17 protein-coding genes are annotated in these 24,346 nt (G+C 33.1%); 1 reads left to right on the top strand and 16 read right to left on the bottom strand.

Features of this window, described 5'->3' with window-relative positions:
* Position 1: 1 nt before the first annotated feature.
* Both Q0891_RS02550 and Q0891_RS02545 read right to left on the bottom strand, forming a co-directional pair.
* Positions 2 to 1,219, bottom strand: coding sequence for a 6-phosphofructokinase (locus tag Q0891_RS02550; protein ID WP_299098495.1), 1,218 nt, complete (start codon positions 1,217 to 1,219; stop codon positions 2 to 4).
* A gap of 25 nt (positions 1,220 to 1,244) precedes the next feature.
* Entirely contained in the window at positions 1,245 to 2,291 is a 1,047-nt protein-coding gene (locus Q0891_RS02545) for a sugar kinase (RefSeq protein WP_299098494.1), read from the bottom strand.
* 148 nt (positions 2,292 to 2,439) lie between these two features.
* Between Q0891_RS02545 and Q0891_RS02540 the strand changes: the two genes are divergently transcribed.
* Positions 2,440 to 3,459 carry a LacI family DNA-binding transcriptional regulator gene (locus Q0891_RS02540; RefSeq protein ID WP_367179554.1) on the top strand — a complete coding sequence of 340 codons (1,020 nt, stop codon included), beginning with the start codon at positions 2,440 to 2,442 and terminating at the stop codon, positions 3,457 to 3,459.
* A gap of 128 nt (positions 3,460 to 3,587) precedes the next feature.
* On the opposite strand, the gene Q0891_RS02535 is transcribed toward Q0891_RS02540, so the two are convergent.
* From Q0891_RS02535 to Q0891_RS02470, 14 genes are all read right to left on the bottom strand, one after another.
* Positions 3,588 to 4,349 carry an SDR family NAD(P)-dependent oxidoreductase gene (locus Q0891_RS02535; protein WP_299098493.1) on the bottom strand — a complete coding sequence of 254 codons (762 nt, stop codon included), beginning with the start codon at positions 4,347 to 4,349 and terminating at the stop codon, positions 3,588 to 3,590.
* Between the two features lie 50 nt (positions 4,350 to 4,399).
* On the bottom strand, positions 4,400 to 5,701 hold the full coding sequence (locus tag Q0891_RS02530) for an MFS transporter (protein ID WP_299098492.1): 1,302 nt from the start codon (positions 5,699 to 5,701) through the stop codon (positions 4,400 to 4,402).
* Between the two features lie 24 nt (positions 5,702 to 5,725).
* Complete coding sequence (locus Q0891_RS02525) at positions 5,726 to 6,430, bottom strand: FadR/GntR family transcriptional regulator (RefSeq protein ID WP_299098491.1); 705 nt, start codon at positions 6,428 to 6,430, stop codon at positions 5,726 to 5,728.
* A 143-nt stretch (positions 6,431 to 6,573) separates the two neighbouring features.
* Entirely contained in the window at positions 6,574 to 7,497 is a 924-nt protein-coding gene (locus tag Q0891_RS02520; protein ID WP_299098490.1) for a polysaccharide lyase family 7 protein, read from the bottom strand.
* Positions 7,498 to 7,522: 25 nt separating this feature from the next.
* A complete protein-coding gene (locus Q0891_RS02515; protein ID WP_299098489.1) occupies positions 7,523 to 8,548 on the bottom strand; it encodes a PKD domain-containing protein in 1,026 nt (341 codons plus the stop codon).
* Between the two features lie 25 nt (positions 8,549 to 8,573).
* A complete protein-coding gene (locus Q0891_RS02510; protein WP_299098488.1) occupies positions 8,574 to 10,004 on the bottom strand; it encodes a RagB/SusD family nutrient uptake outer membrane protein in 1,431 nt (476 codons plus the stop codon).
* A 32-nt stretch (positions 10,005 to 10,036) separates the two neighbouring features.
* Positions 10,037 to 13,159 carry a TonB-dependent receptor gene (locus Q0891_RS02505; protein ID WP_299098487.1) on the bottom strand — a complete coding sequence of 1,041 codons (3,123 nt, stop codon included), beginning with the start codon at positions 13,157 to 13,159 and terminating at the stop codon, positions 10,037 to 10,039.
* 281 nt (positions 13,160 to 13,440) lie between these two features.
* Positions 13,441 to 14,961, bottom strand: coding sequence for a RagB/SusD family nutrient uptake outer membrane protein (locus tag Q0891_RS02500; protein ID WP_299098486.1), 1,521 nt, complete (start codon positions 14,959 to 14,961; stop codon positions 13,441 to 13,443).
* Positions 14,962 to 15,006: 45 nt separating this feature from the next.
* Positions 15,007 to 18,057 carry a TonB-dependent receptor gene (locus Q0891_RS02495; RefSeq protein WP_299098485.1) on the bottom strand — a complete coding sequence of 1,017 codons (3,051 nt, stop codon included), beginning with the start codon at positions 18,055 to 18,057 and terminating at the stop codon, positions 15,007 to 15,009.
* A gap of 285 nt (positions 18,058 to 18,342) precedes the next feature.
* Positions 18,343 to 18,720 carry a cupin domain-containing protein gene (locus Q0891_RS02490; RefSeq protein ID WP_299098484.1) on the bottom strand — a complete coding sequence of 126 codons (378 nt, stop codon included), beginning with the start codon at positions 18,718 to 18,720 and terminating at the stop codon, positions 18,343 to 18,345.
* A 63-nt stretch (positions 18,721 to 18,783) separates the two neighbouring features.
* Positions 18,784 to 21,060 carry an alginate lyase family protein gene (locus Q0891_RS02485; RefSeq protein ID WP_299098483.1) on the bottom strand — a complete coding sequence of 759 codons (2,277 nt, stop codon included), beginning with the start codon at positions 21,058 to 21,060 and terminating at the stop codon, positions 18,784 to 18,786.
* A gap of 139 nt (positions 21,061 to 21,199) precedes the next feature.
* A complete protein-coding gene (uxuA, locus tag Q0891_RS02480; RefSeq protein ID WP_299098482.1) occupies positions 21,200 to 22,381 on the bottom strand; it encodes a mannonate dehydratase in 1,182 nt (393 codons plus the stop codon).
* A gap of 20 nt (positions 22,382 to 22,401) precedes the next feature.
* The gene (locus Q0891_RS02475; protein WP_299098481.1) at positions 22,402 to 23,214 is read right to left on the bottom strand and encodes an SDR family oxidoreductase; all 813 of its coding nucleotides are present in this window, start codon (positions 23,212 to 23,214) and stop codon (positions 22,402 to 22,404) included.
* Between the two features lie 35 nt (positions 23,215 to 23,249).
* Positions 23,250 to 24,341: a type I phosphomannose isomerase catalytic subunit gene (locus tag Q0891_RS02470; protein ID WP_299098480.1), complete on the bottom strand. Its 1,092-nt coding sequence runs from the start codon at positions 24,339 to 24,341 to the stop codon at positions 23,250 to 23,252.
* Between the last annotated feature and the right edge of the window lie 5 nt (positions 24,342 to 24,346).

Here is a 24,346-nt window from a genome sequence, read left to right as displayed (position 1 = left end):
TTTAGTTCCAGTTTAATATTTTTTTGAAATCATATGCCTCTGGATTAGCTATATATGCTTTCGCTTTTTCATAATCTTTTCCTTTTAAAAAGAATAAATTATCTATGAATAGTTGTGCCATATCAGAATCTATATCTACTAATCTAGGTGGAATCTTACCATTTTCATCTTCAAAATCCTTTAAAAATAATGGTTTTATATCTCCACTAGAGTTGGCACTAACGATACAACCTGTAACTCCTTGGTCAAATAGTTTTTTAACACCAATACCTAATAACGTACATAAAGTGAGATCAAATGCTATAGGATTACAACATCTTAATTCATAACCAAGCTCAACTGGTCTCGATTTTATTTCTAAACCAATTTCTTTCAATTTAATTTGAAGTAAATAATTAAAAATATGAGATTTACTCACGTTTCCTAATTCGGGATGTCCATGATCATCATACGTAAAATTAATACCCGAATTAATAATTTCCTCCTCATCCATAAAATGAAAAACACCTTCACTTATCAATGCAACGCCATATTCAACACCCATTATTTTACATTTTACAATTGAAGAAATAATCATATTGATCAGCTTATCAAAAGTAATGTTGGTATTATTGAACATTTCAGGAATTATCATCATCTGGAAATGACATGCCGAAGCAATACCAAAGGCTAAATGACCCGCTGAACGACCCATTGCCGAAACAACAAACCAGTTTTCACTCGTTCTTGCATCTTCGTAAACCGTATTACCAATTCTAACACCTTCATCTTTTGCCGTATGAAATCCGAATGTAGGATTTCTGTCTGGCAAAGGTAAATCGTTATCAATGGTTTTAGGAACATGAATGTGGGCCACATCTAAACTTTGTGTGCCAAGAAATTTGGTTAACCTATTGGCAGTAGATGCTGTATCATCACCACCAATAGTTACCAATAGTTTTACGTTATTTTTCTTAAAAAAATCAGCTCTAAAATCACTATCCTTAGGCTTAAATCTACTCATAATCAAAGTAGATCCTCCACGACTAAAAATACGATCTGCATGATGAAAATCGAAAATTTTCACTTCTGGCTCCTCTGACAATAAGCCTTGATATCCATGATGAACACCTATAACCTCATAACCATCTTTTAAAAAGGTTTTGGCTAAAGTACTTATTACTGTATTTATTCCAGGAGCAGGACCTCCACCACAAATTATTGCTATTGATTTTTTCATAATTTTAAAAGAACGAAATTGAAAATTATCGAGCTACACGTCCTGACGCATCGCCACCCATTAATTTTTCTACTTCTTCAACAGTTACTAAGTTAGCATCACCCTTAATTGTGTGCTTTAAACAAGACGCTGCCACTGCAAAATCTAATGCATTTTGATCGTTTTCAGGATATTTCAATAATCCGTAAATTAATCCACCCATAAATGAATCTCCACCACCTACACGATCAACAATATCTGTAATTTGGTACTGACGTGTTTCAAACATAGTTTTTCCATCATATAAAACACCAGCCCAAGTATTATGAGATGCAGAAATAGAACCTCTTAATGTGGTAATAACCTTTTTAGCTCTTGGAAATTTCTCCATCATTTGCTTACAAACTGATAAAAATGCTTCTGCTTTTACATCGTGACCATGCTTATGAACATCTAAACCTTCTGGATGAATATTAAAATGCTTTTCGGCATCTTCTTCATTCCCTAAAACAACATCACAATAAGATGTTAATTCAGTCATTATTTTTTCTCTATGTGCATCATCACAGAACGTCCAAAGTTTAGCTCTATAATTTAAATCGGTAGAAATAGTTACTCCCATTTCACTAGCGATTTTTACAGCTTCTAAACATGCATCTGCTGCACCTTGAGAAATTGCAGGTGTTATACCTGTCCAATGAAACCAAGCTACATCTTTAAATACTGCTTTCCAATCTACCATTCCTGGTGTGATTTCTGAAATGGCAGAATGTGCTCTATCATAAACGACTTTAGAACCTCTACTTACAGCACCAGTTTCTAAGAAATAAATTCCTAAACGGTCACCACCATAAATAATTTTATCTACTCCAACTCCTCTTTTACGCATTTCCATCATAGCACATGCTCCAATATCATTTTTTGGTAAACGTGTTACAAAATCGACTGGTACACCATAGTTTGCTAATGATACTGCTACGTTAGATTCTCCTCCACCGTAAATAGCATCAAAACTATTTGCTTGTGAAAATCTTAAAAATTGTTGAGGTGCTAATCTTAGCATAATTTCTCCAAAAGTGACTACTTTTTTCATTCTGAATATTTGTTTATTTAGTTATAAATTTATGTTTGGTTAATCGTTTAAGCAATTGATTTAAAAAATAAAATCAAAACGTTCTAATTTTGATTTTTTTGGTTAAAACAGTATATTTGCTTAATCGATTAAGCAAATATATAAAAACTTGGGGAATAAAAAAAGAATAACAATAAAAGACATTGCAAACGAATTAAATATCTCACCAGCTGCGGTATCTAAAGCTATGCACAATGATTCCCGAATAAGCGAAAAAACGAAGCAAGCTGTAAAACGCGTTGCTAAAGAATTGGATTATCAGCCTAATCATTTAGCAAGTGCACTAAGAAAAGGAAAGAGTAATTTAGTTGGAGTTATTGTACCCAAAACAAATAGTAACTTTTTTTCTTCGGTCATTGAAAGTATGGAAACCGTTCTCAATAAAGCGGGTTACAGTATTATAATTACACAATCTAATGAATCTTTTGAAAAGGAATGTAAGAGTATAGATACCCTTTTATTCACACAAGTAGATGGCATAATTGCTTCCATGGCTAATGAAACTGTTGATCTATCTCATTACGAAAAAATAAAATCGAAAGGAATCCCTTTAGTCCTTTTCGATAGAGGAGAGAATGATCTCAATGTAGACTATGTAGGAATTAATGATTACGATAGTAGTCAAATTATAGTAAAACATCTCGTTGAAAAAGGATGTAAACGAATTGCACATATTGGAGGATTTAGAAGAACACGAATATTTAATAACAGAATTAAAGGATATGTTGATGCACTTATAAAGCACAACCTTCCCATTGATGATAGCCTTATCATTGAAAGCTCTCTGACCCTTGAAGATGGACGACGCGAAATGGAACATCTTCTTAAATTAGAAAATAGACCTGATGCCGTATATGTAGCTAGTGATTATGCTGCTCTTGGCGCATTACAAGTATTAAACGAAAATAATATAAATGTACCTGACTCTGTAAGGTTAATTGGTTTTGGAAACGAACCGTTTACCTCATTAGTTAGTCCTTCAATTACAAGTGTTGCACAACATAGTACCGAAATTGGGAGAATTGCAGCTGAAACTTTTTTGAAACATGTATCCAATGATGTGCTTAAACAGAGTCTAAATAAAATTATTCTTGATGCAGAACTCATTGTTAGGGATTCTTCAAATTAAATTTTTGAATTTACCCATATTCGTATTGTTGAATATTATCAAATCCTAGAATTTACATCAATTTTTAATCATGAAAAAAGCGCTATTATATTTCTATAATAGCGCTTAATATTTTAAAATCTATTTTATTAGATTCCTAATGCTTGTCCTCCACCAATTTGGATAGTTTCAGCAGTTATAAATGCTGCATCCTTACTAGCTAAGAATGAAATTACACCAGCAACATCTTCAGGTTGACCAAGTCTACCTAACATAATGTTATTTGCCCATGAAGCAAAAACTTCTGGCTTTGTTGCTTTAATTTGAGCATGGAATGGTGTATCAATAGTACCTGGAGATACCGCGTTTACTCTAATTCCGTATTCGGCTAAATCTTTTGCTAATGCTCTCGTTATCGCATGAACACCAGCTTTAGAAGTACCATAGATACCTGCACCTGGTCCACCTGCTGTCCATCCAGCATTTGATGTATAGTTAATTATTGATGGGTGCTCTCCATTTTTTAAATATGGGATAGCTGCTCTTGAAGCAAAAAATACAGAATCAAGATTAAGAGCCATAACAAATCTGTAAAAATCAGTTGTCATTTCCTCAAAACGAGATCTTCCACCTAATCCACCAGCATTGTTTACTAGTACATCGATTCTACCATATTTATCACCAATCGCCTTAATGTTAGAAGTTACAGCTTCATCACTAGTTACGTCAAAACCATAGTACTCTGCAGTAATACCCTCATCAGTAAGTTGCTTTACTCTATCTGCACCTGCTTCATCTTCGATACCATTTAATACAACAGTATATCCATCTTGACCTAATCTTTTTGCCACTTCAAATCCTATTCCTCCTGTTGCTCCTGTCACAACAGCTACTTTTCCTTTATTGCTCATGTTTAATAAATCTTAAATTATTCTTGTTTAATTTTATGTTCTAATTGTAATTATGCTTTTGGTTTTAATGGTTCTATTTTAGGGCATAAAAACCAAACGGCTACTAATGCTATAATAGCTAATGCTCCACCAATTAAAAATGCAGGCGTATAGTTACCACCTGTAGTTATGAATGTTACCAAGATAGTTAATCCTGCGGCACCAAGCTTAGCAGCCATACCTGCAAATCCAGATAATGTACCTACTATTTTACCACTAAAAAGATCACTAGGTAGAGTTTGAATATTACCAATAGCAATTTGAAATCCAAAAAGTAATACAGCCATAATTATTACTGCATTAATAGCACTTCCTGGTGCTTTCAATAGAAAAAAGCAAGGGATCATTATTGCACAACCTAAGGTAATTGTCATCTTTCGAGTTTTATCGATTGACCATCCCGCTGATATTCTATTTTTTGCTAATAAGCCTCCGAAAATTGCGCCTATCATTGCACCCACGTAAGGAACCCAAGCAGAGAATGCTATTTCCTTAACATCCATTCCAAAAACTTCAGATAGGTAAATTGGAATCCAAACTATAAACAGCCACCATATAGGATCAATTGCTGCCGAAGCTATAATAACGCCCCAACTTTCTTTATGCTTAAGTAACTCGCCTGTATTTGGTGTATATCCTTCATCGTAGTTACCATCTTTATCAAGATCTTGATTTTTTTGTCCTGAAAGAATATAATCTTTTTCATCAGCTGTTAACCAAGGATGCGTTTTTGGATCACCTTTAACTACATATAACCAAGGTAATAACCATAAAAACCCTAATACGGCTACAACGATAAAAATTGCTTTCCAATCAAAATATACTGATAATAATCCTATTACAGGATATGCTACAATACCTCCAATAGCTGCACCTGAATTAAATATTCCTTGAGCAAGTGCTCTTTCTTTAGTAGGAAACCATTCTGCATTGGCCTTTGCCGCACCTGGCCAATTACCAGCTTCTGCAATACCTAAAATTGATCTAAAAATTGAAAACGTTAATAAACCCTGAGCGAATGCATGTAACATAGTTGCAATAGACCACACACCTATTGAAAGTGCAAATCCTATTCTAGTACCTATCCAATCGAATATTTTTCCAAATAATGCTTGACCTCCAGCGTAAGACAAAATAAATACGGTAGAAATAGTACCATAAATAGCTTTATGTCCATCCTTATCCATTTCTGGAAATAAATCATTAGCAATGTCTGGCCATAAAGCACCAAACGCTTGTCTATCAATATAATTTATAACAGCAGCTAATGCAACAAGCCCAACTACCCACCAACGTAAGCCTTTTAATTTCATACTCCCTTTTTTAATTTAAGATGATTATTTAATATTATAACAATATTTATACAGCTCGTTAAAATGCTCTTTCATTTTTTGTTTCGCTAATTTTGGATTTTGAGCCTTAATAGCATTATAAATAGCCTTATGTTCATCAATCCCTACATTAGCTCGATTCTTATCACATACGTGATACTTTTCAAAATTAGTGATTATCTCAGGAGTTATAGTTAACATAAATGTGTTCATTGAGCTATTACCACTAGCTTTTGCAATGGCCAAATGAAACAATAAATCTTCTTGCACTGCATCCTTACCGTCCAAAACTTTTGCAGCATATGCTTCTAATGCATTCTTTATTTCCTTTAAATCTTCATTCGTTCTTCTCAGCGCAGCTAATCTAACAGTTTTAAGCTCTAATAAAATTCTTGTTTCTACTAAAGATTTAAAATCTGGTGTTTCTAGTCTCAAAATATCGTCGATCATTCCATTCATAGCTATGACACCAATGTTTGCAACAAAAGTTCCACTTTGAGGAATAGAATCTAGCAACCCATAAAATTCTAATTTTTGAATTGCTTCTCTAACATTACTTCTAGTAACTCCAAACTTCTCTGATAATGTTCGCTCTGAAGGCAGTTTATCACCAGGTTCAAGATTTTTTAAATTTATTAAATCTCTTATTTTAGAAATAATAGCGTTCTGCGAATCTAAACTTTCCATTTTTGCCAGCATTTCCAATTTCATATCTAAATTTTTAATTTTTAATTACACGATTAATATTGTGCAATATATCTTATAAATATAAGATTATTTAATAGTGCTTAAAGAATTCCACCTGCACAACTAATCAACGGCAGAATTCAATAAGCGACTAACTCAAATAAACTTTAATGACTTACTTCTAATTCGTAAAATCTAACTTTAGCATAAGCGCCTTCATCTCTAGACTGAAAATAGTTTCCTGCTTTAAAGTAATTCTCGAATATTCCCCACTTTTTTATGTGGATGCCCTCGTAAGCTTTATATTCTGTATCATTTAAAATTATCAACATTTTACCATCAGTAACTTGAACTTCTAATGTAAATTTTCTGAAACCAACTTCTTGTTCAAAATTGTATCCTTCATCATTATCCCAAGCATCTTCATGTAAAATTTCAGTATCTGAAGCTGCAAGGTTTTTTAACACTTTAGATTTAATTCTAATTTTACCCTTATCCCAATAAATTTTTAATATTGGTGGTGCATTATTATCGTCCTCACCTATTAAATCTCTCTGTTCATTAGTTAATCTTCCATGGATTTGCATAATAATAACACGATGGTATTTACCTTCATCATCCTTTGTCACTTCCTCCATTTGAATCTTCCCCTTCATATTTGCACCATCTGCAAATGTCCAGTTCACATTATTTTCACCAGGTACCATTTGCTCTCTTAGCTCAGATCTCGTATACTTAGTATTCCTAGTTTTAGATTCCGTTGGCATCGCATGAAATACAATAGCGCCTTTTGTTGAGTCTATGTACATATATGGTTTTGCTATTTCATTATCTGCAAAATCTAAAATCTCTGGCGGATCTATTTCATAAGGTTTTCCTTTTTCATTAGTAACTGGTAATGTAACTTTCCAGTGACTTAAATCAATTTTTGGAAGTTTAACCTTCTTCTTTTTTTTCTTTTTCTTTTTTTTCTTCTTATCAACTTTTTTATCAGATATTTCAGTTTCATTTTCAGAAATATTCTGAGCATCAATACCATTAGTATAGAAGCAAGCGATAAAAATGAAGACTGAAATTTTAATGAAATTCATAATTAATGATTTATTACTCTGAAATTTAATCTAAAGCTGTTATAACAATTGAATCTGTACGAATCTCTTCATCTCCACTATTATATCCAAAGTCTCCACCAGCTCCACCAGTTGCAGGACCACCTAATCCTCTCATAAATAATGCTACACTTGTATTAGCTCCAGAATTAAATGAATATTGATACGATAAGTAACTTGTATCACTAGGATTGTCTTCTACTCTTATCAGAAGATTATTTGCTTCGTCTTCTACTTGCGCAATAGATGTATATCCCCAAAATCCTGAATCACTGTTTCCTTGTGGAAAATCTACCGTATCTGTATAGTAAACAGGTGTATATCCATCTGTATAACCAGTACCTGCTAAAATTCTTAATTCTAACTCACTTGGGTATAATCCGCCACTTTCTAAACTCTTAAAAGATGAAACCACTGTTATCAAATAATTAGCATTTGGTACTACTTCGAACTCTTGGTATATAGCATCTGGTTCGTTATTATCAAATTTCAGAACATCTGATCCATTACCTGAACTTGATTCTCCTTGATCTCCTATACTCTTATTTATCCAAGCAGCACATGCACAATCCGAACCTGAAGATTTAGGTAATTTTACAAAATCTGCATTTACCAATGTAGGATCTAAAACTGGTGGTGCTTCTGGCTCCTCTACTACAACCTCCGCGGTGTAAGTATTCACAGCGCCTAATGCATCTGATGCCGTCAACGTTACAGTATATGTGCCTTCGTCTGGATATGTGTTTAAACCATCTACAGATGTTGAACTGTTACCATCACCAAAATCCCATGCATATGTTGTAGCACTTGTAGATTCATTAGCAAAAGTATATGTTAAATAATCTGCTGTAACAGATGCTGTAAATGCAGCTGCAGGAGGTGTTAAATCTTCCTGTGAATTAGCATCTGGCAAATCAAATGCTAAAGAATCAATTGTAGGGTCACAAGCAATTGTAGTAATGCAAGCCACTATGAGTAACGCACCAACTAACTTATTTTTTACCTGTTTTTTTATTCTATTAATATTTTTCATTTTAAAATGTATTAAATTAATATGTTTAGTAACCAGGATTCTGACTCATTAAACCATTACTTAGATTTACTTCATTTTGAGGCATTGGTAATAATAAATCTGATGTTGTATAACCAAATCCATTAAGTTCTGAATAAGCCGAAAGCGTCGTTTCTGCTTCTCCGAATCGTACCAAATCAAACAACCTATGATTTTCAAAAGCTAATTCTACCCTTCTTTCTAATAATAACTCTTCTTTAGTTAAATTAGTCACCACATCTGTAAGACCTGCTCTATTTCGTACTAATTGAAAAGCATTTAATGCTGCCGCATTATTAGTTTCTTGTCCTCCAGCCATAATTGCTTCTGCGTACAACAGCAATATATCAGCATAACGTAAAACAATCCAGTCATTACCTGCCAATTCTGGGTTTCCAGTAAACTCACCTGTGTCTCCTCCATCATCACCATCAGGGAAATATTTAGCACATTGATATCTCACTGAAGTTAAGTGAATAGGATCTTGTCTATAAGTAAATTGTGTTCTGTCACCACCATATAGATCTAAATCTCCTACTAAATCATAAGTTGCATAATTTAGACCACTTGATCTTCCTACAGCATTCATCCATTGTGCAGAAAAGTTTTGACTATCATCAATTGTTTGATACCCAATTGCAAAGATAATTTCATCATTTAATTCTGAATAAAAAACATCATAAAAGTTTACTAAATCAAACTCTTGGCTATTAATAATACTTTCACATAGTATCTGAGCCTTAAGATACTCAGGATTTTCTATTGATAAATAAGCCTTAGCTAATAAACCTTGAGCCGCCGCTTTTGACGCTCTGGTTTTATACGTGTTATCTAAACCATCTTTAGCTGTTTCTAAATCACTTATAATAAGATCGTAAACTAGATTCTTATCTACTCTTATAAATTGAGTATCTGTCTCAGATGCTGTAAGTACATGATCTACTAAAGGAATATCTCCAAACAACCTTACTAAGTTAAAATAAGCGTAAGCTCTAATAAACTTGGCCTCTGCTTCAATTGCAGATGTATCTTCGCTAACGTTTCCTAAATTTTCTAAAACAACATTCGCTCTAAAAATAACTTGATAAAAACTATCGTAATAATTAGCAACTATACCATTGGTTGCAAGTACACTGAAAGATTCAAATTGACCAGAATCAGAAAAATCATCTGCATCTGCAATTTTAGTAGAACTGTTACCACTTCTCATCTCTGTGATATAAAATTCGTATTGTACACCATGATTTTCATCTCTATCGTAACTACCATCTCCCTGTATAGCATCATAAGCTCCAATTAATGCTGATTCAAGCTCTGCTAAAGTTGTATAATAATTATTAGAAGTTGACGCTGAATTTGGTTTTGGATCTAAGAAATCACTACAAGATGATGCCAATACTCCTATAAAAAGGACAGCTATATATTTTACAAATTTCATAATAAAATCGTATTAAATAGTTTATTTATTAATTAAAAGTCTACGTCTAAACCTATTGATATGGTTCTATAAATTGGAGATCCACCTCTTTGGTATCCGTATTGTGTAGGACTTGTTTTATCTAAAGCTTCTGGATTCCAACCTGTATAACCATCCGCTGTTTTATACATTAAATTTTGACCTGATGCATAAACTCTAAATTTAGATATACCAAACTTAGTAACTACATCGCTAGGTAAATTGTAACCAATATTCACATTTCTTAATGCAATATACGATGCATCCTGTATCATACTGTTAGTGAAGTATTTATCTACTAAGAAGTCTGTTTCATATCCTGCTGTTGCAGCTTCTGCATTTAATGTTCTGTTGTTATTATGACTAAACAAATAATGATCTCCAATATTTCTTACTTCTGCACCATGTGATCCTTGAAACATAAATGAAAAATCAAAGTTACCTATAGAAAAATCGTTAGTTAAACTCCAAATTAATTCTGGGTAAGGATTACCTAATATCGTTTTATCTTCATCATCTAAAACACCATCACCATTTAAATCCTTCACTCTAACTAAACCAAACTCGTTACCAACATGTCTGTAAGGTCTATCTCTATATTCAATTGGCACTTCAGAATCTACTACGTATCCATAAAAAGAAGATATTGGTTGCCCTTCTTGATTAATCCATTCTGCTGGTCGTGATGGATCTAAACTCGTAACTTGACCATCTGAATCAGCAAAATCAATTAATGTATTTTCATTCGTAGTAGCTATAATCGACGTTTTCCATGTGAATTTTTCAGAATTAATATTTCTAGTTCTTAACTCAAACTCGAATCCTTCATTCTTTACTTCACCCAAATTAACTAAAGCACTATTAAATCCTGTTGTTGCAGATACTGGATTGTTTAATAATAACTGGTCACTAGTTCTTTGGTACCAATCAATTGATCCTGTAATTTTATTATTTAAGAATCCAAAATCTATCCCTGGATTAATTTCAATTAATCGTTCCCATTTTAGCTCAGGGTTTGCTAGATTTAATGGCGAGTAACCTGTAGTAATTGTTCCGTCGACCACATAAGATGTTAAATCTAATAATGCCAAGTGCGGATAATAATCTTGTAACACATTATCAGAGCTTAAAACAGAACTACTACCTTGAGCATCTGGATTTACACTTCCTGTGTTTAGTCTATCATTACCTGTTACACCAAAACTGGCTCTAAATTTAAGTGTTGAAACAAAGTCGCTATCCTCTAAGAAACTCTCTTTAGCAATATTCCAACCTACAGATGCCGCAGGAAAATTACCATATTTAAAATCCGATCCGAAAATTGAACTTCCGTCACGACGCATACTTAAAGATAATAAGTATTTGTCATCATATGCATAAGTTAATCGTGAAATCAAAGACACACCTCTTTTTTTCCATTCTAGCCCATATGTTTCGCCAGATACAATCTCTGTTGCTCCAGAAATTTGTTGTACTGCATCGTTTTCAAAACCAATACCCTTTATTGTAGAAAAGAAATAATCTCTTGTTTCAATTGAATTACCTAAAGTCACTCCTAACTCATGTTTACCAAACGTTTTACTATAATTTAAAAAGTTATCAAAAATATAGTATTGTTCTTTCTGGCTAGTTTCTACCATATATGCAGAAGCTACGGTTCTACGAGCTAAAGTACCTAAATAATCCGTTCTTTTAGTATCTTGAATTGATCCTGATAAAGTTGTCGTAAAATTTAGTCCAGAAGCTATTTTATATTTACCATATACGCTTCCAAACATCTTAAACTTTTTATCTACTCTGCTTCTCTCTGTAGTTCTGCCGTAAGGATTCTGATTTGTACTATTACCAATATTGTTAAGCTCGTCATTAACTAAACCATCTCCATCTAAATCAAATATTGTAAAGTGATCTTGTCTTGCGTAATCCCCAACTTGCAAACCTGGAAAAGATTCAGGATTTACCATTTGTAAGGTAGCCTCTGTATGATAAATTGGCAACCAAGGTTGATGTCTGGCAACATTATGTACAGATTCTGAAAACCTATCTCTATCTGTATACGACGGACTTAAATTTACACCAACTGAAAATTTATCATTTATTTTATTATCAACTTTTAGTCTAATACCATATTTTGTATAATTATCTCCTAACAACACACCTTCATCATCAGAATAATTTAAACTAGCTGTATATTTTGTGCTTTTATTACCACCTCTTAAAGAAAGTGCATGACTTGTAATAGCACCTCCATCAAAAAAAACATCTTGCCAAGAACGATCTGTACCTGTTTGCAATTGTGCTTGTGTATAAATAGAAACTACACCGTTTTCTTCCATTTGTTGCTCTGCCCATTCAGTAGTGGTATAACCATAAGCATCACTTTTTCTGGCGTCTTTAAAACCAGTATATGTATTATAACTAATTTTAGTCTTCCCTTCTATACCAGATTTCATTGTTATCATTATAATACCATTAGATCCTTTTGAACCATAAATAGAAGAAGAGGCGGCATCTTTTAAAATCTCAAAAGATTCTACATCATTCATATTTAAAGATCCTAAAAAATCTGAATCAACAATAACACCATCGACAACAATTAATGGTGTAGAATCACCAGCCATTGAACCAACACCACGAATTGTGATTGTTGGTGCAGCACCAGCCTCACCATCTGTAGCTTGTATATTAACACCTGAAACCTGACCAACTAAGGCATCATCTACCCTAGAAACGGCTATTTGACCTAAATCATCATTTACTACTTTAGAAATAGCACCTGTTGTATGACTTTTCTTTTGTGTTCCGTAACCAATAACAACTACCTCACTCAGAGAGTTATCTGATTCAACCAGCAAAACATCAATAGTCTTTTGACTATCAATTATAAATGTTTGAGTTACATAACCTACATAAGAAAATTGAACAACATCACCCTTAGCTACTTCTAATTGGTATTTACCATCGAAATCCGTAGAGGTTCCTCTGGTTGTTTTAACAATGATGATGTTAGCTCCTGGAATAGGCATATTATCTCCTGCAGAAGTTACGGTTCCGCTTATTGAATACTTTTCTTGTGCGATAAGCGATACACAAAAAAACAAAGCAAAAATCGTTGTTAACCTTATTTTTAAATTCATGTTTAAATATTAGATTAGTTAGTTATTTAGCATTTACCTCACTTTAAACCTATTACTAACTGGTTTACCAGATTGGTTTACCAAATGTATGTTATTTTTTTGTTAAATCAAAATTATTTCTGAGTAATTAAATAGCAGAAGAATTCCCTCAAAAAATAACAGTATATGTACTTTAAAGTCAAGAGATTATACTTAACTAAAGTTATAGCATATACAACAAAAAAATCCCTATGTTTACTTTAAAATAAACACAGGGATAAAAATAATATTTGATCCTAAATTTAATTCGTTAAATTAGGATTTCTATCAATCTCATCCTGTGGGATTGGAGTATCGTAATCAACAGCTGAGTTCCATTCTGGTTTCGCTCCCTCATAACCTGAAGCACTAAAAACCTGGTCTCCTAATTGTCTTCTTTTGATGTCATACCATCTCTTACATTCGAATGCAAGTTCAATTCTACGTTCTTCAAGAACATCTGCAACAGTAATTGAACCAAGATCAGCAGGAACTGCACTAGCTGCTACTGTTTCTTCAACGTAACCACCATTAGTCGTTTCACCACCATTTCTTGCTCTACCTCTTACTTCGTTAAGAAAACCAAGAGCTAATGGGCTTCCTACTTCAACTCCTGCTTCTGCAGCAATCAATAAAACCTCTGCATAACGCATCATAGAATAGTTATGACTTGTTGCTCTCTTACTACCTCTCGCAAATTCTCCTGGATAACGAGAGTACTTTGCCATATAAGGCTGGTTTGCTGCATGCTCATGTCCACTAATATCAAACTGAGTAAAATCTACTGTAGTACCATTAATAGTAGCTTCTGTTTGGAAACTTACACGTGTTCTATAATCATCTGCATCAAATGATTGGTAAACAGCCATTGTAGGCACAGCAACAGACCATCCGTCATCACCTCTAATACCACACATTGGAGATATTTGATCATATGCATTATCTGGAGCTTCTACATTGTTATAATCTAATGCGAAAATTGGCTCTATAGAGTTATCAATTTTATTAGCATTAAATAACGTTTGAAAATCTGGATCTAAAGCATAATTATAAGTCCCTGCATTCTGAATTACTTCATAAGCTTCATCATATGCCATTTGGAAATAAGTCATATCACTTGTTCCTGCTCTAGTTAAATATACTAGTGCTAAATAAGAACTTGCCGCTCCTTTAGAAGGTATAGATCTAGAAGCCTGTGTATTTGGCAACCAAGTTTTAGCCCATTGTAAATCTGCTATTATTCTATCATATACTTCAGATTCAGGTGTATTACTTAGAGAACTAGCTGCTCCGATATCATCAACTGGAGTATCAATGTAAGGAACATCACCAAAAAGTCTTACCAAATGAAAATAATAAAACGCTCTAGCAAAATAAGCTTGTGCCGTAACTGGGTTTTTAACAGCTTCATCAACCGCTACATCCTCAGCACCTGCAATGGCATTATTTGCTGCTGCAATTCCTAAATAAATTCTAGTCCATGGATCATATACCATTTCATTATCACCTGTAATTGTATGTGTATCCATTTCAACTCTACGTGTTTGAGTAGATTGAAGGTTAACCATATCAGAACGTAACATCAATGCAATAGAAAGTTTTCTTCCCCAAATTTCTTCGTTAATAGCATGTGTTAAGGAACCATCTATAGCGGTTTGAATATCCTGAGTAGATGTAAAGAAACCATCTGGCGATAATAAACCAACAGGCTCTTCTTCTAAATCTGAACATCCCATTATTGACAATCCCATTATCAATAACATTAAAATTTTAAAAGTCTTCATAATTTTTTCTTTTTAATTAAAACTGTTTTTTTCTAAAATATACGATTAAAATTTCACATTTAGACTAAAACTCACCGATTTAACTGTCGGGTAATTTCCAAAATCAAAACCTCTAACCGTATTACTTGCTGTATTATTATCACCAGCAGAGCCATAATAGTTAACCTCAGGATCTAAACCAGAATAATCTGTAATCGTTAATAGATTCTGTGCACTAAGTGTTAATCTTAGGTTTTCAATTCCTAATTTTTCAATCATTTCTGTAGGGAAAGAGTAACCAACAGCAATGTTTTTTAATCTGATATAACTACCGTCCTCTACGAAACGAGAAGAAATTTCTCTAAAACTGTTATTCCCTACACGAGGTTGATCAGTGTTAGGGCTAGCAGCCGTCCAAGCACTATTGTAATAATCATAAGTTGTATTAGCATCACCGTTATTTAACTGCACATTAGTCATGTTAAAAATCTCACCTCCTTGAGAACCTTGGAAAAAGACATTTAAATCCCAGTTCTTATACGAAAAGTTGTTTGTAATACCCCAAGTAAAATCTGGGTTTGGATTACCGATAATTGTTTGGTCATCGTTAGTAATATCACCACTTCCATCTATATCAGCAAATAATGGATCTCCTGCTGAAGCTCCTGGCAATGTAGCTGTACCGGCTGGTAACGCACCTCCTTGGAAGACACCTGCATAATCATATCCGTAGAATAAACCTACTTCTTCACCTTCTCTTAAGATAGCCGTGTTATTTACACTAAAATAACTTGGCGCACCATTTTGGAAATAATCATCACCATTAATTAATGTTGTTACAGAGTTTTTATTAGTAGCGAACACTAAATCTGTAGACCAGCTAAAGTTATCGTTAGTAATATTTCTAGTATTTAAAGAAATTTCAAATCCTTTGTTATTTATTTCACCAACATTTTTCAATATTTGATCATTGTAGAAACCTAAATACCAAGGTAATCCTCTATCAACCATGATTAAGTCCTTAGTATCAATGTTATAATAATCTAATGATAAAGAAACTTTACTGTTAAATAAACCTATATCTAATCCAAAGTTAGATTGGTAAGATGTTTCCCATTTAAGATCTGGGTTAGAAGGTTGGTTTGGCGTAATAGCCGGTACAGTTCCACCATTACTAGACGCATAAATACTAGCTAAACTTGCTAACGATTCGTAAGCACCAATTGATGGGTTACCTGTAAGACCATAACTGGCTCTGAATTTTAAGTTAGAGATAGTTTCATTATCACTTAAGAAATCTTCATTTGAAATTTTCCAACCAAACGCAGCTGAAGGGAAAATTGCATACTTTTCATTTTCAGCAAAGTTAGATGCACCATCACGTCTTACTGTAGCAGTTAATAAGTATTTATCATCATAATCGTAGTTTAATCTACCAAATTGAGATTGAATTTCAGTTTCAGTTTCATAGATATCTCCTGATCCACCATTAATTAAATTAGTAGCAGTCCATAAACCGTAGTAAGAGAATGAATCTGATATAGTACCAGTACCTTCGCTGTAAAACCCTTTTCTAACTGTTTTTTGGTAAGAATATCCTGCTAATAAAGTTAAATTACCTTTTCCTATTTCTTTATTGTACGTTAAGTAGTTTTCACTTAAAATAGTTTTAGTTTTATCTTCTGACATGATAGCTCTACCATCTAAGCCTCTACCAGCTGTAACAGCTAAAGTTCTAGGCATGTATATTCCTCTAAACTCATTCTTATTACTTAAACCGAAAGTTGTTTTAAATGCAAGACCTTCAATAATTTCGTAGTTTGCATAAAAATTCGCTCTAAAATCTTCTATTTCAGTATCATCATCTCTTTGTGTAGCAACCGCGTATGGGTTATCTACCTCATCACCAATTAAATCATTTGTTGAAAAAGTTCCGTCATCATTATAGATTCCTTTGTCTGGTGCGAAACGCATTGCTAAAGAAACAACATCATCACCACCCACAGTAACTGATCCATTGGATTGAGTAGATACTCCATCTTTTTTACTCATACGACCGTTTAAGTTAAGACCTACTTTTAACTTATCAGTAACTTGTGCATCAAGATTAGACAAGAAAGAAACTCTCTCGTATCCAGAGTTAACTAAGATACCATCTTGCTGGAAATAAGTACCTGAAGCATAATAATTAACTTTTTCAGAACCTCCTGAGAAAGAAACTTGGTTATTTGAAGTACTACCAGCTCTGTAGATTAAATCTTGCCAATCCGTATCGTAATCTCCTTGTACGTATGGAGTTGTATTACCTTGGTTAGCTCTAATTTGATTTTGGTAATCTGCAAAATCACTAGCATTTAATAAATCTAAGCTATTAGCAGTATTTTGAATTGAATATGTAGAATTAAATTCTACAACCAATTTACCACTTCTACCTTTCTTAGTAGTAACTAATACGACACCATTTGATCCTCTAGAACCATAAATAGCCGTTGCTGATGCATCTTTTAAAACCTGAAGTGATTCAATATCTCCAGCTTGTGGCATTGTACCTCCCACAAAACCATCTACAACAATAAGGGGATCACTACTTGCATTAATTGAAGTATTACCTCTAATATTAATTTTAATTGGTGCTCCTGGCTCACCACCATTATTTGATTGAACAACTACACCAGCTGCACGTCCCTGAAGTGCCTGTTCTGCTTCCAATACAGGAAAAGCAGTTAATTCTTCCTTTTTCAAAGAAGATACAGAACCAGTTACATCACTTTTTTTACGAGCTCCATAACCTACAACAACAACTTCACTTAATGAATTATCATCTTCGGCTAATGAAACATTAACAGTAGTCTGACTATCTATTGTAACAGTTTGAGCTACATAACCAACATAAGAAAACTTAAGAACATCGCCTTTGCTTACTTCCAATTGGTATTTACCATCAAAGTCAGTAGAAGTACCTCTACTTGTATTGACAACAATAATATTTGCACCAGGTATGGGCATATTATCGGATGCTCCAGTGACTACACCTGATACGGTATATGCCTCTTGAGCAAAAGCTACTACACTAAAGAAAAGTGCAATAACAGTAATGAGTTTAAATTTTAAATTCATAATTCATTGTTTAGATTAGATTGTTTTATTATTAGTTTATTTTAATAGTAAAGACTCATATTTTACGTAATAAAATGAGAATCTTTTTAAAGTTTTTTACTGGTAAACCAAATTGGTTTACCAGATTGGAAAACCAAATATATATAAATATTTGTTAAATACAACGTTTTCGTAAATTTTATATGTTAAAATAGTTAATATTTAAGGTAATATAGTAAATAACTTAAGGGCTTAATGGACTATAAGTTTGCTAACAACTATTAGTAAATGGGATAAAATAAATCTTTACGATTCTTTATCTCCAAAATAAGATGGTCCTTCGCCTGTTAAAAAATCTTCTCTCACAGGACTAAAAGTATCAATAAGTTGTCCTGCTTCTAAACATACCGCGCTATGTAATAAGTTTGGCTCTATATATACACCGTCACCTGCTTCTACTATTTGTTTTACACCGTCAATTTCAAACTCAAATTTACCTGACACACAATATGTAGCTTGCGTATGAAAATGTTGATGTGGTGCTCCTAATGCGCCTTCTTCAAACTTTACGCTAACCATCATGATTTGATTATCATAACCTAAGAACTTTCTAGAAACTCCTCCTCCTAGTTCTTCCCACTCCATATCCTTTGATACAATATACTTTTCGCTAAATCTTTTCATTTTTATTTAATTTTTGAATTATTGCTTTTTTGAGATTTTTTACAACCCTCTAAATGATATATCTTAATTGAAATAATAAGAACCTGACCATTCGTAATTCTTATCATCAATTTTTACATTATGCTTAACTTCTTTAGACGTATTTGTATTCGCGGTTATAAACAACTTCGTTTTACCATTAATAGTAGTAATTGAAATAGCCGTGTACGCGTCAGAATCTAAAACTGTTTTTATGTCTTTAATATTACTTTTTGAATTTAGAGCGGATTCTGAAACTGCACTATAACTTCCGTGTGATTCTATAACAGAAACAAAGGTTCTATTTTTTGATTTTTTTGCTCTTAGAATTAATGCAGGATCACGACGTAAATTAAATTCTGGATCATTTGCTCCAATTCTTGCGAAGATCAATTCATCTTTAGTATTGGTTACTGTTGTTAATGAATAGAACTTATCATTACTGAACCAAGAAAACTTAGTGTTCTCATCTGAAGCTTTTCCTGATCCTTCTAAATACAAATGCTGATAACCATTTTTTGAACCCAATGGTTTTAATATTTCGGGTGAATTGTATTTAAAATTTGTTTGTAATACTTGTCCAAAATAATAAAATGGAAAGTCATATTGATTTGCAGTGGCAGAAGTCACTTTCATTATGTCTAACACAAATGATTTCTCAAAATCTTCATCTTTAATGATTGCCATGGTGCGGAGCATAGTTGTTCCTGGATAGGCATTTTTTTCAATTGCACTTACTACTTGAACATTATCATTGTCCGAAGAAAAATATTGTAAATCTGAATGATGTAAGCTTCCTATGTCATATTTACCTGTAAAATGAGAAGTTTCATTTTGCGTTACTGTATTATGTGCAATAGTTTGTTTTGCCCAAGTTTTATTTTCTTTAAGGTAATTACCACCACCTTTTTGTTCGATATTTACAAAACGAGATAATCCATAATCTTGAATTACTTCTTCTCCTTTTTCATATAAAGAATAAGACAATTTATCATAATGTCCGTGGCTAGATCCTTGTGATGCATACTTAAAAACCAATTCAATATCTTGGTTTCTCAATATACCAACACCACCTTGCTTTCCTTCTGGACCATCAGATAAGTTAATAGATTTTTTTGTAAATGGCTTTTCATTTCCATTCTTAATACCAAGGGCAACCGCCAAACCAGAATCGTCTAATAAAACTTTATCTTGTTGCTTTGCTATTGACAATAAACCTGGATCTTGATCTCCAAAATGATAAGATACATCAACTGCAGTTACCAATGCGTTTGTATAATAAGACATTCCTTTTTGACCATCATTTAATGGGAAGAAATCGCCATCAGCATCTGATAAATTCAATAACGCGTTTATAGATTTTAGAAGTACACCTTCTTTATATTCAAATATTTTCAATTCTGGTTTTACGTTGTGCAAACCTTCCGCAAAAACTAAAAAAGGATACATAGCGTAACGTTGATAATATGGCCCTTCATTATAATAACCATCTGGCGAAAAAGGCTCTTCTATGTTTGCTAAAAAACCAGCTTTTCCGTCTTTGTTTAGAAAACCACCATCATCATCTTTTTTAGTTGTGTCTAATTTTAAATCTTTTATTCCGTATAAAGCACGATTGATTAATTCTTCATCATCCATAACTAAACCAATCATTCCGACTGCAGCATTACCCCAAGTACTATGGTTATGAACACGTTGGTAAAATTGCGGACTGTCTACAGAGATATGATCTGCAAATGGTCTAAATAAATTAGTCTCTAGCTTGTTTCTCTCTTCTTCCGTTAAATAATTATATATACAATCGTAAGCCTGACTAACATAGACCAACCAATTAGAATCGTTTAAACATTGCCAGAATAATTTTCCTCTTGCATAAGACCTGGTTTTTGGATGTAATGGCAAAGTTTTATAAAGTGCCTCATATTCCATTAGCATATCTTTTACATATTTGGCATATTTTTCATCATCTAAAATTTGATACAATAAGCCAGCTTTATAGAGAACAAACCAATTTTGCTTGTGTCTAGAATGTGTATAACCACCTGAATAATCTTTAGGAATAGGCACTTCTATACCTGCTTCAATTTCCGCATCAACCTCTTCCTTAACTGCTTCTAAAGATTTATCGAAAATTGGAATTGTTCCTAACTGCGCTCTAATATCTTTTACACCTTGAGCTGTTAAAATAAGTTTTGGATGTTCCTTGTTTGCAATTTTTTCATCGTCATTACCTGTTTGGGTTTTATTCTCATTGGCACATGAAAACAAGAAAAGCATTGATACAATGACAAATGATAAACTGAAGGATAATTTAATTTTCATAATATTATAGTTCTAGAATTGGTTTACCAGATTGGTTTACCAAATATATGGTTATTAGATACCTAAACAAAGTATATTGTTAAAAATTACTTAATTTATAAAGTTAGAAGCATAAAATTATACCTCAGCTAATCTTAATTTATAAATCTAACATTCTTTTAATACCAAACTCTAATCCGCGAAGTTCAGCTAAACCTCTCAATCTTCCGATTCCGGAGTAACCTGGGTTAGTTGATTTTTTTAAATCATCTAACATTTGGTGTCCATGGTCTGGTCTCATTGGTATAGAAGCATCTAACCCACTTGTTTTTGTCCTTCTATCTTCTTCAATTAAAGCGGCTTTTACTATGCTAAACATATCTACGTTGCCCTCCAAATGATTAGCTTCATAAAAATTCCCTTTAGTATCTCTTTGCGTACTTCTTAAGTGTAAAAAGTGAACTCTATCAGCAAACCTTTTAAAGATCTTAACCAAATTATTGTCTTCTCTGACACCCAGAGAGCCTGTACAAAACGTTATTCCATTAGCAATATTAGGTACTTGTTCAAATAAATAAGCATAATCTTCTTCTGTGCTTACAACTCTTGGCAATCCTAAAATTGGCATTGGTGGATCGTCTGGATGAATACACATTAATACATTTTTGGATGCTGCAACTGGAATTATATCATTTAAAAATGAAACCAAATTCTTTTTTAATTGATCTGCATCAATATTACTGTATGTATTTAAAACGTCTTGAAATTGTTCTAAAGAATAACCTTCTTCTGCTCCTGGAAGTCCTGCAATTATATTATTTGATAATTTTTCTCTTTCCGTCTCAGTGAGATTATCAAAATAGACTTTAGCATCCGTTTTTTCTTTTTCAGAATACAGTTTAGAGGCTCCAGGCCTTTTTAATAAATACAATTCAAATGCCGCAAAAGCTGTGCTATCAAAACGCAAGGCTTTAGAGCCATCTTCAACACTAAAATCTAATGACGTTCTTGTCCAATCTAGGACTGGCATAAAATTATAACAAATGATATTAATGCCACATGCTGCTAAATTTAATATACTAGTTTTATAATTCTCAATATACGCTTTAAAATTCCCTGAACGTGTTTTGATGTTTTCGTGTACAGGTATGCTTTCTACAACTTTCCAAGAAAGACCTGATTTTTCGATAATTGCTTTTCGCTCTTTTATTTCATCAATTTCCCAAATTTCCCCATTAGGAATATGATGTAATGCCGTAACGACTCCTGTTGCTCCTGCTTGTTTTATATCTGATAAGGAAACTGAATCATTAGGACCGTACCATCGCCATGTTTGTTCCATAGTATAATTATCTAAAAAAATTAAACGCCACTAAATGCACTAAATCCACCATCTATAGGAATAACAATTCCTGTAACAAATTTAGATGCTTCAGAAGCTAAATAATGAATAGCGCCATTAAGCTCATCTGCATTTCCAAAACGATTCATTGGTGTGTTTTGTATAATAGTATTCCCTCTATCAGTGTAACTACCATCTTCATTAGTTAGTAATGCTCTATTTTGATTACCAATAAAGAAACCTGGAGCGATGGCATTTACGCGCATTCCATCACCATATTTTTGAGCCAACTCAACAGACATCCATTTTGTAAAATTGTCTATTGCCGCTTTTGATGCTGAATAACCCATAACTCTGGTTATTGCTCTATCTGCAGCCATGGATGATACATTAATAATTGTTCCTATTTTATTTTGAGCCATCACTTTACCAAAAACTAAAGATGGTATAATACTACCAAACAGATTTAAGTCAATAACTTGCTTAAACTGTTCTACATCAACATCAAAAACAGATTGATTTGGACCAACGGTTGCTCCTGGTTTATTTCCACCAGCAGCATTTATCAGCACATCAATTTTACCATAAGTATCAACAATTTTTTTTGCAACGGTTTGAAGACTATCCTCCTCAACCACGTTACAAACGTAACCTTCTACTTTGGCATTAATACTTTTTAATTTCTGTACAGCGTCGCGTAAAGGTTGCTCTTTGTAATGTAACAAAATTACAGTCGCGTTATTTTCTGCTAAATATTTAGCAATACCACCACCAAGAATTCCGCATCCTCCTGTAATAAGAATTACTTTATTTTCTAAATTAAATAAATTCATTATCTATTTTTTATAATAAAATTAATCTCTATCCCTTAATTTGGAGGATAGCAAAGTAAAATTTTTGAAGCGCTTTTTGACTTAAATGTAATTTCAGAAATTGCTGCAGAGATAAATATTTCATCGCCTTGTTTATAGTCGTAATCTTTTCCATTACATGTTATAATTCCATCTCCTGAATAAATTACAGCAACATAGAAACTAGCATTACCTTGCATCGTATAATTACCATCTAAAAGTAATTCATTTAACCCAAAACAATCGGTATGTTTTTTATTAAACAACGTTCTAAATGTAAATTCATCAGAACTCTCTAAAACTTCTGGTGTAATTTTCCACTCCTTGAGCGCTTGTTCCAAATTATAGGTGTTATAGTGAAAACACTCTAACATAGTTTCTTCTCCAACGCCTTGATGAATTAATTCTGGTCCTATTTTTAATCCAGCAGGTGTTGTTTTCTCAACACGCATTGTATAGTCCGTAGGTTCTTGAACTTCCATTAAAAAACAACCAGAACCAATGGCATGAGGAACTCCGCCATAAATCATAAAGGCATCTCCTGGTTTTACTTCAATTTTATGTAAACACTCTAACATACCTTGTATGTTTTGAGTTTCAAAATGTGATTTCCAAATTTCTTTAGTTACATGTTCTTTAAATCCCATGTAAACTACAGGTTTTTCTCCATCTATTTCTCGTGTATTTAGCACGTACCAAGATTCTGTTTTACCAAACTCAGAATTTAAAATCGTTTTAGCGTATTTTTTATCTGGATGCACTTGTATGGTTAAGCGCTCCATAGAATCTAACATCTTAATAAGTACACCTGTAGTTCCATATTTTTCTGCTAATTCTTTACCTAAAAACAATTCTGGATTAGAATTAATTATGTCCTTTAATGGTACAACGCCTTGCTCTGTTTCAATTAAAGAAAGTCCTTCGTTTTCTGGTCTACCATTGCCACGTGCTGTAACCGTAGACATAATCCATTGTTCTGGCATTTGGCCATCCTCTTCTGAAGGTGCTTTTTTCCATCTACCAATTAATGCACCACCTTCATAAGTTCTCCAAACTCTATTGGAACGTTGTTTTAATGGTATGTGTGCATAATTTTGCAATTCTTTCATTTTTC

Source organism: uncultured Winogradskyella sp., from assembly GCF_947498005.1.
Taxonomy (GTDB): Bacteria; Bacteroidota; Bacteroidia; order Flavobacteriales; family Flavobacteriaceae; genus Winogradskyella.
Note: the sequence above shows the minus strand (reverse complement) of the source record. Positions and strands in the feature narration are given on the sequence as shown.

What these genes read in the sequence shown, in the direction of transcription:
- Q0891_RS02530 (WP_299098492.1), bottom strand. Translation starts at nt 5,701, where the DNA reads ATGAAATTAAAAGGCTTACGTTGGTGGGTAGTTGGGCTTGTTGCATTA.
- uxuA (WP_299098482.1), bottom strand. Translation starts at nt 22,381, where the DNA reads ATGGAACAAACATGGCGATGGTACGGTCCTAATGATTCAGTTTCCTTA.
- Q0891_RS02500 (WP_299098486.1), bottom strand. Translation starts at nt 14,961, where the DNA reads ATGAAGACTTTTAAAATTTTAATGTTATTGATAATGGGATTGTCAATA.
- Q0891_RS02495 (WP_299098485.1), bottom strand. Translation starts at nt 18,057, where the DNA reads ATGAATTTAAAATTTAAACTCATTACTGTTATTGCACTTTTCTTTAGT.
- Q0891_RS02490 (WP_299098484.1), bottom strand. Translation starts at nt 18,720, where the DNA reads ATGAAAAGATTTAGCGAAAAGTATATTGTATCAAAGGATATGGAGTGG.
- Q0891_RS02525 (WP_299098491.1), bottom strand. Translation starts at nt 6,430, where the DNA reads ATGAAATTGGAAATGCTGGCAAAAATGGAAAGTTTAGATTCGCAGAAC.
- Q0891_RS02505 (WP_299098487.1), bottom strand. Translation starts at nt 13,159, where the DNA reads ATGAATTTAAAAATAAGGTTAACAACGATTTTTGCTTTGTTTTTTTGT.
- Q0891_RS02475 (WP_299098481.1), bottom strand. Translation starts at nt 23,214, where the DNA reads ATGAATTTATTTAATTTAGAAAATAAAGTAATTCTTATTACAGGAGGA.
- Q0891_RS02545 (WP_299098494.1), bottom strand. Translation starts at nt 2,291, where the DNA reads ATGAAAAAAGTAGTCACTTTTGGAGAAATTATGCTAAGATTAGCACCT.
- Q0891_RS02485 (WP_299098483.1), bottom strand. Translation starts at nt 21,060, where the DNA reads ATGAAAATTAAATTATCCTTCAGTTTATCATTTGTCATTGTATCAATG.
- Q0891_RS02550 (WP_299098495.1), bottom strand. Translation starts at nt 1,219, where the DNA reads ATGAAAAAATCAATAGCAATAATTTGTGGTGGAGGTCCTGCTCCTGGA.
- Q0891_RS02510 (WP_299098488.1), bottom strand. Translation starts at nt 10,004, where the DNA reads ATGAAATTTGTAAAATATATAGCTGTCCTTTTTATAGGAGTATTGGCA.
- Q0891_RS02515 (WP_299098489.1), bottom strand. Translation starts at nt 8,548, where the DNA reads ATGAAAAATATTAATAGAATAAAAAAACAGGTAAAAAATAAGTTAGTT.
- Q0891_RS02535 (WP_299098493.1), bottom strand. Translation starts at nt 4,349, where the DNA reads ATGAGCAATAAAGGAAAAGTAGCTGTTGTGACAGGAGCAACAGGAGGA.
- Q0891_RS02470 (WP_299098480.1), bottom strand. Translation starts at nt 24,341, where the DNA reads ATGAAAGAATTGCAAAATTATGCACACATACCATTAAAACAACGTTCC.
- Q0891_RS02520 (WP_299098490.1), bottom strand. Translation starts at nt 7,497, where the DNA reads ATGAATTTCATTAAAATTTCAGTCTTCATTTTTATCGCTTGCTTCTAT.